General features: G+C 73.6%; 2 protein-coding genes. One reads left to right on the forward strand and one right to left on the reverse strand.

Annotated features, from left to right (window positions below; translation table 11 throughout):
* Positions 1-110 precede the first annotated feature (110 nt).
* Positions 111-962: a crotonase/enoyl-CoA hydratase family protein gene (locus AB0K09_RS32460; RefSeq protein WP_366068982.1), complete on the reverse strand. Its 852-nt coding sequence runs from the start codon at positions 960-962 to the stop codon at positions 111-113.
* A gap of 93 nt (positions 963-1,055) precedes the next feature.
* Between AB0K09_RS32460 and AB0K09_RS32465 the strand changes: the two genes are divergently transcribed.
* Positions 1,056-2,380: AMP-binding protein (locus AB0K09_RS32465; RefSeq protein WP_366068983.1), on the forward strand; the 1,325-nt coding region annotated here is incomplete at its 3' end.

Below are 2,380 nucleotides of genomic sequence, written 5' to 3' on the forward strand. Positions count from 1 at the left end.
GGCGTGAGAGGAACTGTCCGCCGCAACGGCGATCAGCCACTGCGGCGAGGATCCGGCGGCATGTGCGGCCACCACGACCGAGGCATCGGCCATGACCAGGTGGCCGGCCGCTAGGCCCGCCGGTAGACGGCGGGCCGTTTCTCGGCGAAGGCGCGGGCGCCCTCCTTCGCGTCGGCGGTGTCGAAGACGGGGCGGCCACGGTCGAGTTCGAGCCGGAGCGCCTCGGGTTCGGGGAGGGCGGCGGCGTCGTGGACGCAGGCTTTGACGGCCTCGACGGCGAGCGGGGCGTTGGCGTTGATCAGTTCGGCGATCTCCAGGGCCTTGGCCAGGGCGGTGCCGTCGGGGACGACGTGGCCGACGAGGCCGATGCGTTCGGCCTCGTCGGCCGTGTAGGGGCGGCCGGTGAGGAGCATCTCCAGGGCGTGGGTGCGGGGGATCTGCCGGGGCAGGCGGACGGTGGAGCCGCCGATGGGGAAGAGTCCGCGGCGCACCTCGAAGAGCCCGAAGGTGGCGCTCGCACCGGCGACGCGGATGTCGGTGCCCTGGAGGATCTCGGTGCCTCCGGCGACGCAGGGTCCCTCGACGGCGGCGATGACGGGTTTGCGCGGCCGGTGGTGGCGGAGCATGGCCTTCCAGTGCAGGTCCGGGTCGGCGTCGAAGCGGGCCCGCCAGGGGCCGCCGGCGGTGGCGCCGCCGGCCAGGGCCTTGAGGTCCATGCCGGAGCAGAAGGCTCCGCCGGCGCCGGTGAGGACGATCGAGCGGACGCCGTCGTCGGCGTCGGCGGCGAGCCAGCCGTCGTACAGCCCGACGAGCATGGGCGGCGAGAGCGCGTTGCGGGCCTCGGGCCGGTCGAGGGTGAGCACGAGGGTCGCGCCGACGTGCTCCACGGTGAGATGCGGGGTGCCGGCCGGCCGGCCGTCGTCCGTGGCGTCCCTGGCGTCCGTGGCATCCATGGCGTCCATGGCGGTCCTCCCGTCGGTCCGGGGAACAGCGTGGCGGAGACGGCCGGGCGCTTCAATAGTCTTCTGACGCTACGTCAGATAATTTGTAGGGCCATGGACTTCAACCTCGCCGACCTCTTCGAGTCGGTCGTCGACACGGTTCCCGGCCGTGAGGCCCTGGTCCATCTCGACCACCCGGGCGGCGGCGCCGAGCGCCGGCTGACCTACGCGGAGCTCGACACCGCCGCCGACCGGCTGGGGGCGCACCTGCGCGAGCACGGGATCGGCCGGGGCGAGCACGTCGGGCTCCACCTCTACAACGGCGTGGAGTACCTCCAGGCCCTCTGGGCCTGCCTGAAGATCCGGGCCGTGCCGGTGAACGTCAACTACCGGTATGTCGAGGACGAGCTGGCCTATCTGTACCGCGACGCGGACCTGGCGGCGCTCGTCTTCGACGCGGAGTTCACCGGGCGGGTAGCGGCGGCCCTCCCCCGGGCGGGGAACCGGCTGCGCCATCTGGTCCGGGCCGGGACGCCCCCGGCGGACGCCCCGAGACCGCGGATCGCGCCGGTCGCCCTCGCGGACGCCGAGGCATCCGCCTCGCCGGGGCGCGCCACGGGCGACCGCTCGGGCGACGACCGATTCATCATCTACACCGGCGGGACCACCGGCATGCCCAAGGGCGTGGTGTGGCGGCAGGAGGACCTCTTCTTCTCCGGTCTGGCCAGCGGCGCCCCGCGCGGCGAGCCCGTCCGGCGCCCCGAGGAGCTGGCGGCGCGGGTCGCGGCGGGCGGCGAGGGACTCGTCTTCTTCCCCACCGCTCCCCTGATGCACGGGACGTCGACACTGACCGCGCTCATCGCCTTCTGCCTGGGCCAGAAGGTCGTCCTGCACCGCAAGTACGCGCCGGAGGAGGTGCTGCGGACCGTCGGCCGGGAGCGGGTGACGAGCCTGTCCCTGGTCGGCGACGCGATGCTGCGCCCGCTGCTGGACACGCTCGACGGCCCCCTGCGCGGCACGGACTGCTCGTCGCTGCTGAGCGTCAGCAGCTCGGGAGCGATGCTCTCGGAGACGGTCCGCGAGCAGTTCGCGCGGCTGCTGCCCGGGGTGAGCCTGCTGAACAACTTCGGTTCCTCCGAGTCGGGTTTCAACGGCACGGCCACGGAGGACTCGGGCCCGGAGCGCGGCTTCCGGTTGCGTGTGAACAGCCGTACGACCGTGGTGGACCCGGTCACCCACCGCCCGGTACCCCCGGGCGTGCCGGGGCGGCTGGCCCAGCGCGGCCACGTCCCGCTCGGCTACCACAACGACCCGGCCAGGACCGCGGAGACCTTCTTCACCGCGCGCGGCGAGCGGTGGGTGCTGCTCGGCGACCTGGCGACGGTGGACGAGGGCGGCGTCGTCACCGTGCTCGGGCGCGGCTCGCAGTGCATCAACAC

Origin of the sequence: Streptomyces sp. NPDC049577, assembly GCF_040675635.1 — a bacterium.
Classification (GTDB): Bacteria; Actinomycetota; Actinomycetes; order Streptomycetales; family Streptomycetaceae; genus Streptomyces.